The organism is Sediminitomix flava (genome assembly GCF_003149185.1).
Classification (GTDB): Bacteria; Bacteroidota; Bacteroidia; order Cytophagales; family Flammeovirgaceae; genus Sediminitomix; species Sediminitomix flava.
Genome location: NZ_QGDO01000001.1, coordinates 1 through 13,938, shown reverse-complemented (window position 1 = coordinate 13,938; position 13,938 = coordinate 1). Strand labels below are relative to the sequence as shown.

The following is a 13,938-nucleotide window of genomic DNA, read 5'->3' as shown; positions in this document are numbered from 1 at the left end:
ATACTTAGTAAATGAAAAGAATTGTGAAAAATATTTACATAATTACGTAAATTAAAAAATAACACACTGATTAATGTGAATATTGTAAATGAAGGGGTTTTAAAATAAATATATTTAAATTTAACAAGTGTTAAAAATACTTGTAAAGATTCAATTTGAAGTTGTTATAGTGTTATTTATAATGCGAATTTCATTCTTTACTAAGAGTTTTTAAGCTGAAGCTGTGTTCGTTAAGAGATTAAGTAAGTTTGGTGTATTAATTGGAGAATACTGAAGAATCATTTTCTACGTGAATACGTAATTTGTTTTGATCTTTTGTGGCAGCACCAAAAAAACCAATAGCATCACCTTTTACATTGAAAGGAGGATTTTCAGGGGTACTTTGAGAAGGGCTTCCGATTGCACTTAATTGATCAAGACTTACTAAATATTGATAGCTAGACTTTGATAGACTTAATAATTCAACCTCTACTGAATCATTTAATGAAAAAGCATAAGGTAACTCGTATGGAATTTGAACGCCATTTTTATTGATATCTGACTCCAATAAAATATTGTTTGCGGTTAGTTCTATACCATTGTTAAAGATTTTGATTCTATAGAAGTTTTCTTCTTCAAAAATATCCTCAAAAAGAATCGTGATATAATACCCAGATCCCCAAATACCTCCTTGTGGTTTGTAAACAGTGTAAGTTGAGTCTATAGCTACTTTTGAAGGTAAAGAGTTACTTGCAGATATAAATGTGTTGTCTTTTACTTTAATTTCTAAGTTAATTGGGGTAAATGAAGGTGGTGTTTCAGAGAGCTTAACACCATATTTTCCAGTTTCTATTTTATTCAAATAAATAGAATTATTACCTACTTCTAATTTGATATAGTCTACATCTAATAAAGGAGTGTTGTTATTATTATCATAAGGAGTAGTTTCAGAGATATAAGCAAAAACAGAATCACTATAAATCCAAGCATCAACTACAGGTATTGGTGGTATAGAGGTTAATTTTAAGTCTATTAGTTGTTCACAAGAATTGAAAAAAGTGATGATAAAGATTGATAATATAAGGTATGGGTGTTTCATGTCTAAAATTTAAAGTGATATGAAAATGAAGGTAAAATGGTAAATAAATAGATTTTTACCGCCTCTATCTGTGTTCGGTCTGTTTCACTTTGCCTAAATATATAGGCATAAGTATTCTTATTTGCGTATAGGTTATAAATTGAAAATTGAAAACTACTTTCATTTTTCTTGTATGGATTCATCCTTCTGTATACTGTCACGGCAACATCCAAATGATGGGTTGGTGGTAGTCTGAAGCCATTTCTTTCAGAATAGTATGGAATGATGAAACCATCTTGTTCGTATTTTCCTACTGGAAAAGTAGATGGAAGGCCTGATGCGTAGTTCCAATTCATTGAAACATTTATCTGATCATTGAATTTGTAGTTACCTACAATATTGACTTGATGTCTACTGTCATTATTTGCAGGATAAAGATTGTTATCATTTATCCCATCTATTTGTTGGTCTACAAAAGCTAAGTTGTAGCCCACCCAGCCTGTAAGTCTACCTTTGTTCCTTCTTACAAGAAATTCTAATCCTTTTGCTGAAGCTTCTCCAGATAATAATTGAGTTTCAAAGTTATCATTAAGTTGACGATCAGCGTTAGGTCTGTAGTCAAGAATATTGTACATCTGCTTATGATAGCCTTCTAAAGAGAACTCTAACTTTAGTTTAGGTAGTGAATGATAGAAACCAAAAGACAATTGATGATTGATCTCAGGTTTCAAATATCTATTTGATGGTACCCAAGTTTGTGCATCTGATGGTGTGTTAGTTTGGGTTAACTGGTGAAGGTATTGAACAGTCTTGTCGTAGGAAAGTTTGATTGAACTTTGGTTGTTAACAATGTAATTGAGGGAAATTCGGGGTTCCCAATTATCATAATAATGGTATCTTTCTCCCTTGCCATGGAAAAGAGTGTCAGTTATTGTGTAGAAATTTCCATTGATGTCTTGTTCGTGATAATCGTATACGTATTCTCTAGCCTCTCCAATACTCGTAAATCTAGAGTATCTCAATCCTGCTCGCAAAAAGAATCTGGTTCCTAATTGCTGTTCGATACTTCCATAGAAGTTGGTTTCAAGATTATTTTGTGGTGTTGCTGGTTTTCCATCTACAACTGTAACATCAGATATAGGTTGAATATCTCCATAGTCAAATGTATGAGAGATGAGTTCATTGCCAAGAACAATGCTTGTTTCTGGGCTGGGATAATAAAGCAGTTCGGACTTTTGCCCATTATCTTTAATTGAGTAGCCAGATTTATAACCTAAAAGCTGAATGAAGTTTACACTGTATTCTGCATTGTATTTTGAATGCCAACCCGAAAGTTTTGCGTAAAGTTGAGGGGAAAATGTATGTGTCCATTTTCCAGAAATAAAGTAACTAGACCAATCATTAGATAATATATTTTTGACTCCAGTATGATCAGAGCCTAAGTAAGATTCGACATCAAATGAATTAGATTTATCGAAATCATAACTGAATTTAAAGTTTGAGTCAAAGAATGAAAGGTCATTGGTAGCTGAGGATGTATTTGAAATATCTCTGAATAATAAGTCAATATAACTTCTTCTTACTGCAAAAACGAAATTAGCTTTTTTATTAAAGAGTGGTCCATCAAGCATAAGATTACTTGCTAAAGAACCTAAGCCACCAGAAACTGCAAGTCTTTCATTGTTACCTTCCTTTAAACTCACATTGGTCACTGAGGATAATCGTCCTCCGTATCTAGCTGGTAATCCTGCTTTATATAGTTCTACTTCATTTACAATGTAAGGATTGAAAATAGAAAAGAAGCCTAGCATATGAGAACTCCCATAGATTGGGATATCATCGAGAAGCATAAGATTATGTCCGTTATTTCCACCTCTTACATAAAAACCTGGGTGTCCTTCTATTCCGGTAATTCCGGGAAGCAGTTGTAGTGATTTTACTACATCAGCTTCTCCAAGCATGGCAGGAGCTTCTTTTACAAAGTAGCCTTTTATACCGTTGCTACTTTCCATTTTTCGGATGTGCCATTCTTCTTCTTTACCATAGACCCAAATTTCTTCAAGCTCTTCGTCTTTACTTTCCATCAAGACTTCAAGCTCTTTATTTCCATCTAGTTCAATAATTTTTTGGATGGGTTTATATCCTAGATAACTAAAACGGAATGTGTATTTTCCTTTGGGTATAGCTAGTGAAAACTTACCATCTTCATTGGAGATAGTTCCTGATTTTAATTCATTTATATAAATAGAGACACCGATCAAACGGTCTTTTTGGTCAGCAGATTTTATTACACCACTTAATACGGATTTTAATTTCTCTCTTTCAGCTTTTGTGATTGTTTTGATGATGACATCATTTCCATTTAATCTATAAGATAATTTTTTTCCATCGAATAGAAGGTTTAGAGCTTTTGATATCGGTTCTTTTTTTAGCTGTATGTTTACCCTTTTGATTTGAGGAATTTGATCAGAACTATAAATGAAATTTAAGTCGGTCGTTTTACTAATACTTTCTATTGCTTCTTCATAAGATAGATCTGAAATAGTAAGTGTATATAGTTTTTCGCTTTGAGCAATGGATTTCTTGATGTGCCCAAAGAATAGAAAGGTGAAAGTTAAAAAAAACAGAAAAAATTTATGAAAGAAGTCCTTAGACATTATGGATAATACAATAGTTTGAATGATGCTTAGTCTGAATGAAAATATAAACACATATTGAGAAATAGTATTTAATATAGTGTTATAGGTAAATATACGATTTCTACAAAGAAATCATATTAAGGAAAAGGTTAAAAAAAAGACTACCACAGTGGGTAGTCTTCATCTAATTAACTTTGCTCAGTTTCTTTTTGAGCTAAAACGTATTTTCTAACTCTTGAGTAAGGCATATTTAAGACTCTAGAAATAAAACTAACTGTCTTTCCTTTACTCAAATACTCATCTATTTTCTGTTTCTTTTTTGGGTGAATATCTTTAGTGTGCGATAACCCCATTTGTCTTACTCGTTCCTTTTGAAGAGGACGGACGTCATATAAACGTTCAGTTTTATCGGCTTGAGTTTCCCAAATAAGGTTATTAGGATCTAAGTTTTTATAATCCCAATCTATATATCCTAGTTTGTGTTTATTTGAAGGTTTTGGTCTGTCGTCTCGTTCCATGATAATTTCGGCAAGGGCTAAGCTTTTCCACTTATCTCCGAATTTTACACGAATAAATAAACAGCTACCATTGTCTGAAATTCTATGGTATTTATCCCCAAACATGAAGTAGTCTTTTCCATCTTCTGGTTTTTTATCAGATTTTTTACTGACACTACCTCCTAACTTACTATGTAGATGCTTAGGTAAATATTTTCTTTTAACCTTGATCTGTTCTTCAGGTAGACACCATTCAAGATTTGAGAAATGATTATTTTTCTTATCGCCATCTTTGTGGATAACGATAGTAGAATTTGCATATGATTTACGGCAGAAATATTCAGCTACAAGCCTATGGATAAAGAACGATTTTCTTTTCCCTTTAACTCGTAAGTCTAATTGTAAATATCCTGTAGAATCACGCCCTTTTATAAGCTCACCTTTACTATTTCTGGCGAATGATTTTACTTTTCCATAATTGGAAATCTCATATTTGTGGTCTGTGAAGTCTAGTTGTTTCCACTCCTCCACGATTTCTTCTATTGTTGACTGTTTGTCATGATCGTTTGGTTTCATAACAATGGATTGTTTCTTAAGTTATCTAATTATTTAGTGAAATTGTTGATCGAACATTCAATAAATGACTTTAATTACCTTGAAATCTCAGCTTTATCAGCAGCCATAAAAGCTGCAACAAATGAAGCGGCTGGAGCAATAAAGAGTCCTGCAATCGGTATAAGTAATAATAGAAAAAAGCCAATGCCATTTCCTATTGAAAACATCTTATTAGATTTTAAATCTCTCTTTCGAGTAGGTATGTCTACTCCTGATGTTTCTCGGTATAAGTCAAACATACTAGCACCCCAAAAATAGCTACTCATAATCATACCTAGTATAGCTGCTGGAATTCCAATCACAGGAATAAGGCTAATTCCTCCTAGTAATGTAGTAATGATAACTTCAATAAATATAATCGGAATTGAAATTATCCAAAAACTTCTTAGAGCAGATCCAAAAGAAATTTTAGCAGCTGGTTTTTTCAACAAATCAGAGTAAATATGTTCTCCAAATAGATTGATGTACGATCCTGCAAATAACAGATAAAGTGTTTTATACAAGTAGGTACTTATCCATATAAGTGGAATGAAAATAAGTATTCCAGTAAGGATGGTGTAATATTGGCCGTATTCACCTCCATAGCTTTCAGAGAAAAATGTGCTTAGCCACTGAGAAGTCCAATAACTTGTCTGACTAGCAAAGAATCCTAAAAGAAGGATAACTAATAGAGCAATTACTCCAAAATGAAATAAATATTTTTTACCATCAGCGAATAGCCACTTTATTGCTAGGGGATATGTCCTCAAAGCTGAAATAAATGTAGCTGAAGAACGCTTATCCTTGGTCGTTTCACTGAACATAAGTCTTCGGCTTCTTTATTGAACAGATGATTATTCTAATGTGTGTAGATGTATACTATTATGTGATGATTTAAAACTCAGATTCCCATATATTCTATGATGTCTTAGGGATATAAGTTTAATATATGTGCGATTATAGAATAAAATATTGTAATATGAAAAGGAACGAACGTAAATATTTGTTTAAACTGTGCGAAGCTAAGTTATTGTAGCTTTCTTCTTTAGCTACGGAGATATAATATTTTGGTTGCATTTTTTATAAAAATAAACTTTTTTGTTTGTAGTATTTGTAAGGTTCAATCACCGTTTTTGAATCATTACGAACATTACCAATTTTAGGATTTACGGTATAAAAACTCAAATCTAGAATGTTAGGGTTTGTGATTAGGTCGTAACGTTGATTGGTACTGAGATTATTGTCTAACCATAAGTCAATATTTTGATCATTAAGGATAACGGGCATTCTATCATGAATTTTATTTATGCTTTCTGAAGCGGGTTTTGTAAGGATGGAAAAAGACTCAATTATCGTATTTGAAGTGTTAATCGTGCTCCAAATTCCAGCCATAGCAAACACTTTTTTACTTTCTAATTGAATCCTATATGGTATTTTCTGTTTTGCATTTTTCTCCCATTCATAATAACCATCAGCAAAAACAATACAAGCTTGAGTGTTGAATGCATTCCGAAACATTTTAGTCTCTCTAATCGATTCAGTACGTGCATTTATTGGTTTTAGGGTGCTGTTGAATTTACTAATAAATCCCCAATGAAAATGTTGTATTTTTTCTTTGTTTAAATTTGTGACAACTGGGAGTAGTTGACCTGGTGCAGCGTTAAATCTTGGAATTATAGGTTTGGTTGAGTCTTTTAATCTGAATTGTTTTAAAAGACTTTTTTCATCTGTAATTAAGCTATATCTACCACACATGATAATGTTGATCTTTGATTGTAAGTACGGATAAGGTATGAAATTATTGTGATATAACATTGTGGAAATCCCTTTGAATCTAATGATTTCCTATAAATTTTCTTATTTTTGATTGCAACTAAAATAACACACAGAACATGGAGGAGATAAGTATTTATTTAAAGTTAGGTTTAGAGCATATCACTGACCCGAATGGTTATGATCATATATTATTTATTGTGACTTTGGGTGCTATCTATAGTCTTGTGGATTGGAAGAAAGTACTTTGGTTGGTAACAGCATTTACTCTAGGGCATAGTATTACTTTAGTGTTGGCAGTATTGGATGTAGTAGATGTGAATGCAAGTCTAATTGAATTTTTAATTCCATTGACAATAGCACTTACTGCTTTTTCTAATATTTTCTATAATAAGAATTCTAAGAATAGAATATATGAAAATAGAAATTCAAAGACTGCTAATAAAGATATATTGAGATACACCTCAGCTTTACTTTTTGGTTTGATTCATGGATTAGGTTTTTCTAACTATTTAAGTAGCCTTTTAGGGAAAGAAGCTGAAATTGTATTGCCTTTATTGTCATTTAATATTGGTTTGGAATTGGGGCAAATCGCTATTGTTCTTGTTCTATTATTGGTGTCAACATTTGTAGTTGAGTTTCTCAGAGCTAGACAGCGAGATTGGAATCTTTGGATTTCAGGTGGAGCTTTTACATTGGCTTGTCAGATGATGATAGAAAGGTGGTAAATAATTAGAACGCTTCTTGTAAGAATAAATCCGTATTGAGCAACTTATTGTAGAATCTAAATGTATCATTAGATTTTTCGATGAGTTGCTTTGTTTTTTCATATGAATCGCAATATTCTTCAATTAATTGTGTGACAGTAGTCCAATTTTGAGAAACATTGTGATTGAGGTTATCAAAGAAATTTAATTTCTGCTGGCTAATGCTTTTATTCAAATCAAGATCTTTTTTGAACATGATATTGAGAAGGGATATATCTTCTATTGAATAAAGTACGCCTAGTGCCTCGTAGAAATTATGAATTTCTACTTTTCCTGGTAGGATAATACTTTCAGCAATATTTTCGAGGCCAATTTGAATGATATCATCTTCTAAAATAGTTGACCGGAGTTTTCTGTTTTTAAAGATGAGAGGGCTTTGTTCTTTATCAAGTTTATCTTTTAGCTCTTTTTCAATGATCCGGTAGAAAGAGTAGTTTTTTAAGATGAGTTCGTTGTAGGCTGATCTGTCAAGTATTTGCATTCTTATTTGACTCCAATACGAATGATTTTCAATGTTTATTCGTTGACTTTGGGTCTCCTTCCGGATTTTGCTCATCGTATTCATTAGAACAGACATGGCTTTTGGGTTGATAGTAAAAGAATGATTTCGAGAGATCTAGTATTATCAATTTAATATCTCTGTAAGAAATCTTCTTCTAATGTCTGAAAATCCATGCAATGCTATCCGTTTTATGCAAATGTTACTTTATACGAGTCAATTTTATGATAATATAAATAATTTATGAAGTGTATAAGTAGTTATTGAACCGTGTATGAAAGAATGTAGATTATTATTTTTTAAAGAGCGAATCTTTGACTAAAGTGATAATCTTCATCAATCTGATTAAATTCAATCGTTCTGATGTCTAAAATAAAATCTGTTCCCATTTCATAAATCATTTCTACATAAAGGTCTTTGTAGTAAAATAATTCTTTTAACATGTTGTATTCTAACTGATAACCAAGATATGTACCATAAGTGAATATTAATTCAGCTCTATTATCTAATGAAAGATTTTTGAAGTGCATTATGTGAAGTAGTTTAGATGTTGGCATTTTACTATAGAAAAACGTAAAACTTTTACTTATTATATATTGTAGCCTTTCTTTTTTAAATGAAGGGTAGTTTTTTGTGCTTAATGTACTTATAGTCAGTGTGTTTTTTACTTGTATTTATTCATGAATAAAAGATTACCATGAATAGGTGATTGTTCTCACTTCTTAAAAATCCTTAAAGGATGAAATTTGTGTCTAATAATTATCCTTTAGTTAGGAGATACACAGCAACAAACAAGAGATATTTTGAAAAAGTTAAAATGGTTATTCAGTGTAGTCTTAATTACATTATATGTAACTACATATGGACAAGAGATTGGGGAGAAAAAAGAGGAGAATAAAGATCCGTTAGCCGTTTTAGGTAAAGGTTTGAAACTGAAATTAAATGACTCAGGTTCTTCTTATCTTTCATTTGGTATGGGAATGAACTTTTGGTTTAGGTCTATGGAAATGAATCCTGGGACAATTGATAAAAATACAGGGGAAGCAATCGATCATTACAGTGATTTTGAGATGCGGAGATTGCGTGCTTCAATGATGGCAAACTTTGACAATAAACTTATTTTCTACACTCAATTTGGTAATACTAGTTATCCTACTTACGGAACGAATGGAAAGGGGATGCATTTTCACTCACTTTGGGGGAAATATAAGATAGCTAAAGATATGTATATAGGAGCAGGGCTTCATATGTGGAATGGTCTTTCAAGGCTATCAAATGTGAGTTATGCCTCTATTATGACATTAGATAATCCTGGATTTAATTTTCCAAATGTAAATGTAGGTGATCAGGTTGTTCGTCAAGTTGGTGTATTTTGGCAAGGTAAAGCAGGTCGTTTAGAGTATCAGTTTGCAGTTAATCAGCCATTCTTAGAAAGTGGTTCTTCTAAAATATATACAAAAGATGAATTATTAGAATTGGTTGAATCTAATCCTGAGAATTACGGTGTAGCTCAAAATACATATCACAATAATTTCTCATATAAAGGATATGTTTCTTATAACTTTTTCTACAATGAAAAGGTAGCAACTACTCCATATAAAGCGATGAGTTATTTTGGCAACAAAGGTCTGATTCTTAATCTTGGAGCGGGTTTTCAGTACGTAAATGATGCTTCTGCAATTGTTTCTGAAGAATCTCCAAATGATGTGAGTTTTCATAGTCAATCTGCTGTAGCTGCAGATGTTTTGTTTGAGACTCCTTTACCACATGAAAGTGCCTTGACAGTTTATTCTGCTTTTTATCATTATGACTATGGAGATAATTATTTGTGGAAAACAACTGTAATGGGAGGTTTTGCTGCAAATGATCCAAATAGTGATGTGGTTCCGGCTCAAGGGGGAGGAATTCAACAGTATACTTTTGGTACAGGTAATGTATTTTATTTGAATGCTGGATATGTGATTCCAAATACTAATAAAAAACTGATGCCATTTGCTGCTGCTACTTATAAAGATTTAGAAGGTTTGAATGAAGCTTCATGGCAGGGTGATTTAGGTATGCACTATTTGATTCATGGAAACAACCTAAAAGTAACAGGACAGTATTCTACAAGGCCAATTTATAATAGTGAGTCTTTGACAATTGATGATCATAAAGGAATGTTTATTTTACAGCTTCAAGTTAAGATATAAAACTAGCTGTATGTATTTGTAAGTGTGTGTTTGCCTAATCAGTTGAACTGGTTAGGCTTTTTGATAAAAAAAATCCTTCCCAAATGATGTTGAGAAGGATTTTACGAAATGAACTTTTAAGTAATTATCCAACGATTTCTACTAATTCAATTTCAAAGTTAAGGTCTTTACCAGCCATTGGATGGTTTGCATCCAAGATGATTTCCTCAGCGTTGATTTCTTTTACAACAACAGGGATTGGTCTACCTTCTGGATCAGAGAGCTGTAGCTGATCACCTACTTTAGGATTCATTCCTTCTGGAATTTGAGAAATAGGGAATTTAACCACGTTCTCTTCTGAAGCAGGTCCGTAAGCTTCTTCGCAAGGGATGTGAACATTTTTCTTTTCGTTCAACTCCATTCCCTCAACAGCAACGTCAAAACCTTTGATCATTTGACCAGCGCCAACTTCGAATTCGATTGGCTCTCCTCTATCAACAGATGAATCAAATTTTACTCCGTCGTCGAAAGTACCTACGTAATGTACTTTTACTTTGTCACCTTTTTTTGCTACGCTCATTATATTATGATTCGTGATTTGAAAGCTCAAAGATAATAGAATGGCTGAGAATCTATGGCATATTCTATATAATTAGTTTGTTTTGCTATTTGTGGACTTAGATTCTTACTAAGAAATCAGCAAATATTTAAGGTTGTGACTATTTCTTAAAGATACGTATGGTTTTTTGTGCATTGCCCGCAATAATTTGCAAAAAATAGACTTGGCGTTTATTGGGAATGTTAACCGTTACTATTTCATTAGGGCTTTTAAAATGGTGTATTCCTATATTTTTACCTTCAATATTGTAAATGTTACAAGTTAGATCATTTACATTTTGTGGGATATTATGGATACTTATTTGTTTGCCCTCAACAAGAGTTGGGTAAACATTAATGTTTTTTAAAGGAGACTCTATCGAAGTGATCAATGAATCATAGGTGGGTAGACCCCACCCGTAGCTATTGTTTGGGGTGTGCTTATTATTACCTAAGCTTTTAATCAATTCAATTAACTCCAAGTTTGTTAACTCTGGTTGTCTTTGCCATAGTCCGGCAGCAAGTCCAGCAATTTGAGGAGCAGAATAGCTGGTCCCATTTGAAAGAACGGGGTTAGATGAGCTACTCAGGACAGTAGCTAATTGTCCTAATGCGACTACATCAGGTTTTATTCTGTTGTCTGCGGTTGGGCCAATGGAGCTGAATGCAGCTAAATCCATATCGCTTTTTATAGCACCTACGCTAAGTACAAATGGGGAATCGGCAGGGAATATAATTTTCTCCCAATTTTTATTGCCTTCATTTCCTGCACTAGTAACTACAAGCATACCTTTTGTTGATGCAAAATTTGCAGCTAAACTTATCCATGAGGTCTTACCATTTAATTCGTCTTGAAAATAATCTTCAGATGAATTATCAAAAGTAAAATACCCTAAAGATGAGTTTATGATGTCAACCCCTGCACTATCAGCTCTTTCTGCCGCAAACAACCAGTAAAGCTCCTCTAGCCGAGTTTCGTTAGAAACATCTTCGGTGATATAAAGAGAGAAGTTAGCATTGTATGCCGTACCTATCATTTCATTTTTATTATAAGATGCAATCGTAGATAATACTGAATATCCATGATGATGATATAGATTAATGTCTGTATTCTTACCTACGAAATTATATTCATCATTAATATTAATGTGCCCGAAATAAGAATTCCAATCTCGGTGTATAAAACCTGCATCAAAAACAGCAATGTTAATTCCTTCACCTTTGAATCCATCTTGATGCATCTGAGGTATCCCTAATAGTTTATTTTGCAATTCAGTTGTAGTAACCGAGTTGCTACCATTAAATTCTAGTTCATTTGGGCTCTGAAAATAATCATTTGCTTTTGAAGTAAGAGAAGCTATGTTCCCAACAAAGTCTAGATTCCTAATCAATTCTATTTGTTCATCATTCCCCTTAACTAAAACAGCATTAAGCCATTTACTTGTGTAATCAATTTCAACTCCAGTTTCTTTAATTTCTTCTACATAATAATTGGATACAGGGAGGTCTGTTTCGTTAATTGGAATATTCTGTTTTTTCCGTCTTTGGATAGATTTCTCAGAGAGGTACTCTGAGGGGGTATCAATTGAATAGTTTGACGATGTTTTATCTTTTAAAAGAATAAGCTTGTATTCAGATTGAGCAAATGAAAGTAGCGGAGTGGATAAGATAAAAAATATTGTAATGAAGACTTTCATAGTTGTAATTTTTAAAAAATGGGAGAGAGGAGTATTATTCCTCTCTTGTGAAAACCCATTCATTGCCTTTAGATAAGTTTTGATTGAAGATGTAGCCTTCATCATTGAAATCTTTGAGTGCTTCAGCTTGATCAATTTGATTTTTAATAATAAAAGCAGCCATTTTACCTCTCGCTTTCTTCGCGAAAAAGCTAATTACTTTATATTGTCCATTTTTAGAGTCTTTAAAAATTGGAGTAATTATTTCAGCATTTAATTCTTTCTTTTTTATTGCTTTAAAATATTCGTTAGAGGCAAGGTTTATAATGTTTTTAGAGTTGTGGGATTCTAATTCATGATTTATTTCTTCTGTAAGTGAGTTACCCCAAAAATCATATAAGTGTTTATACTCCTTGAATGAGAACTTGCTACCCATTTCTAATCTATATGGTTGGATAAGGTCCAATGGTTTTAGTATTCCGTATAAGCCAGATAAAATTCTTAGATGGTCTTGAGCAAATTCAAAATCTTTATCATTAAGGTTGTATGCATCAAGTCCAACATAAACATCTCCTTTAAATGCTAAAACAGCCTGTTTAGCATTGTCAATACTAAAGTCTTTATGCCAATCTTGAAATCTCTGATGGTTTAAAGCTGATAAATCATCAGAAATTTTCATCAATCCCTTTATATCTTCAACTTTTAGTTTTCGGAGTTCTTTTATCAGTTGTTCTGATTTTTGCAGTTTGTTTGGAATCGTAAAATCAGAAGTATTCGCCTTTGTTTCGTAATCTAGTGTTTTCGCAGGGGAAATAATACTAATCATATTCTCTATTGTTTAGTCTTTTAATTATGAGAGTAAAAGTAATCAGAATCCATCTTTCTCAACTAGTTTTAGTTAGTTTATCTTTCTATAGTTGGATAGTATTAATCTATAGTTTGAATTATTCAATCTGATAATCAAGCCATTTGCATGTGTTTAATTGAAATGATTTGCACAGTCCAAATAAAACCCTCACTTTTGCACCCGCTTCAAACGAGAAGCACGCTTGAAAAACGAGATTCAAGCACCAGTTTGCTAAAGAAATAAGAAAGAGCTTAAGTTTTTTAATGCTGAAAATGAAGTCAGTTCATTTTATTTAAATCGCTTAACAAAATTAGATTTGGAAAGATCGAATTAAATCTCTTATCTTTGCAGCCGTCTTTGGTGAAAACGATCACAGAAAAGACGTAAAACAATGTCATGCGTAAAGGTTTTGAAGAAATGCTTCTCAAAACACTCCAAAAAAAAAACTTGAAAAAAGTTTTGGAGTTGAAAAGAAAAAGTTCTTACCTTTGCATCCGTCTTCTGAGGAAAACGACTCAGAAAACGAAATAAATAGAGGCTGAAGAAGTCAGTTTTTACATTGAGATTGAGAGTTTTAAATGCTTTAAAATTCTGATAGAAAGTCTCAAAAGTTCTTTGAAAGAATAGTTATGTAGTAATCAGGTAAGTGACTCTGGAGATTAGTCTTCAAGGTTATTTTATCGAAAACACGAAGTCAACCTTAGAGTCACACAGCGACATGTTGAAATATACATGTTAAGGATCTTACAATGGAGAGTTTGATCCTGGCTCAGGATGAACGCTAGCGGCAGGCTTAATACATGCAAGTCGAGGGGTAACAG

At 32.6% G+C, this 13,938-nt stretch carries 12 protein-coding genes and 1 rRNA gene; 3 read left to right on the top strand and 10 right to left on the bottom strand.

What is annotated here, in order from left to right; genetic code table 11:
- Nucleotides 1–256: 256 nt before the first annotated feature.
- From BC781_RS00065 to BC781_RS00045, 5 genes are all read right to left on the bottom strand, one after another.
- Nucleotides 257–1,078, bottom strand: a complete 822-nt coding sequence (locus tag BC781_RS00065) for a DUF4249 domain-containing protein (protein ID WP_109615209.1) — start codon at nt 1,076–1,078, stop codon at nt 257–259.
- Nucleotides 1,079–1,080: 2 nt separating this feature from the next.
- Nucleotides 1,081–3,714 carry a TonB-dependent receptor gene (locus BC781_RS00060; protein WP_109615208.1) on the bottom strand — a complete coding sequence of 878 codons (2,634 nt, stop codon included), beginning with the start codon at nt 3,712–3,714 and terminating at the stop codon, nt 1,081–1,083.
- A gap of 170 nt (nt 3,715–3,884) precedes the next feature.
- Entirely contained in the window at nt 3,885–4,769 is an 885-nt protein-coding gene (locus BC781_RS00055) for an NUMOD4 domain-containing protein (RefSeq protein ID WP_109615207.1), read from the bottom strand.
- A gap of 74 nt (nt 4,770–4,843) precedes the next feature.
- The gene (locus BC781_RS00050; RefSeq protein WP_109615206.1) at nt 4,844–5,611 is read right to left on the bottom strand and encodes an EI24 domain-containing protein; all 768 of its coding nucleotides are present in this window, start codon (nt 5,609–5,611) and stop codon (nt 4,844–4,846) included.
- 256 nt (nt 5,612–5,867) lie between these two features.
- Nucleotides 5,868–6,542, bottom strand: a complete 675-nt coding sequence (locus tag BC781_RS00045; protein WP_158281355.1) for an SOS response-associated peptidase — start codon at nt 6,540–6,542, stop codon at nt 5,868–5,870.
- Nucleotides 6,543–6,679: 137 nt separating this feature from the next.
- Between BC781_RS00045 and BC781_RS00040 the strand changes: the two genes are divergently transcribed.
- Entirely contained in the window at nt 6,680–7,288 is a 609-nt protein-coding gene (locus tag BC781_RS00040) for a HupE/UreJ family protein (protein WP_109615204.1), read from the top strand.
- A gap of 4 nt (nt 7,289–7,292) precedes the next feature.
- Here the strand turns inward: BC781_RS00040 and BC781_RS00035 are convergent, their stop codons facing one another.
- The gene (locus BC781_RS00035) at nt 7,293–7,883 is read right to left on the bottom strand and encodes a biliverdin-producing heme oxygenase (RefSeq protein WP_158281354.1); all 591 of its coding nucleotides are present in this window, start codon (nt 7,881–7,883) and stop codon (nt 7,293–7,295) included.
- A 242-nt stretch (nt 7,884–8,125) separates the two neighbouring features.
- On the bottom strand, nt 8,126–8,356 hold the full coding sequence (locus BC781_RS00030) for a hypothetical protein (RefSeq protein WP_109615202.1): 231 nt from the start codon (nt 8,354–8,356) through the stop codon (nt 8,126–8,128).
- Between the two features lie 273 nt (nt 8,357–8,629).
- Between BC781_RS00030 and BC781_RS00025 the strand changes: the two genes are divergently transcribed.
- On the top strand, nt 8,630–10,018 hold the full coding sequence (locus BC781_RS00025) for a hypothetical protein (protein WP_109615201.1): 1,389 nt from the start codon (nt 8,630–8,632) through the stop codon (nt 10,016–10,018).
- A 124-nt stretch (nt 10,019–10,142) separates the two neighbouring features.
- On the opposite strand, the gene BC781_RS00020 is transcribed toward BC781_RS00025, so the two are convergent.
- The 3 genes from BC781_RS00020 to yaaA all read right to left on the bottom strand — a co-directional run bounded on the left by BC781_RS00020 (nt 10,143) and on the right by yaaA (nt 13,096).
- Nucleotides 10,143–10,577, bottom strand: a complete 435-nt coding sequence (locus BC781_RS00020) for an FKBP-type peptidyl-prolyl cis-trans isomerase (RefSeq protein WP_109615200.1) — start codon at nt 10,575–10,577, stop codon at nt 10,143–10,145.
- 139 nt (nt 10,578–10,716) lie between these two features.
- Nucleotides 10,717–12,291, bottom strand: coding sequence for a S8 family serine peptidase (locus BC781_RS00015; RefSeq protein WP_158281353.1), 1,575 nt, complete (start codon nt 12,289–12,291; stop codon nt 10,717–10,719).
- Nucleotides 12,292–12,325: 34 nt separating this feature from the next.
- Complete coding sequence (gene yaaA, locus BC781_RS00010) at nt 12,326–13,096, bottom strand: peroxide stress protein YaaA (RefSeq protein WP_109615198.1); 771 nt, start codon at nt 13,094–13,096, stop codon at nt 12,326–12,328.
- Between the two features lie 767 nt (nt 13,097–13,863).
- Here yaaA and BC781_RS00005 point away from each other — a divergent pair.
- A 16S ribosomal RNA gene (locus BC781_RS00005) occupies nt 13,864–13,938 on the top strand; the annotation flags it as partial.